Genomic DNA, 237 nt, shown 5'->3' on the forward strand with positions numbered 1-237 from the left:
CCTGTTTCAAAAATGAAGTAATGATAGTCTTTTTCTTCATCTTCACCCACTTGATCCTGGTATACTCCTACATCGAATGCTTCTTTTAACTTAGAAATTAATAAGCTATTCATTTTCTGGAGTCGCTTTTTTGATTGCTCGTTACTCATCATGTCCACCTACTTCTTGTAAATAGAAATATAAATACTGTTTGTCTGAATCTACTTTAATAACATCGTATTCCAAGTGATCTATAAC

General features: G+C 32.1%; 1 pseudogene. It reads right to left on the reverse strand.

Annotated elements, in window-relative coordinates:
• Positions 1-141: 141 nt before the first annotated feature.
• Positions 142-237 (reverse strand): annotated as a pseudogene (locus ACQGS6_RS29615) (head-tail adaptor protein); the annotation flags it as partial.

It is taken from the genome of Bacillus sp. GMs2/2, from assembly GCF_050172095.1.
Lineage (GTDB): Bacteria > Bacillota > Bacilli > Bacillales > Bacillaceae_G > Bacillus_A > Bacillus_A cereus.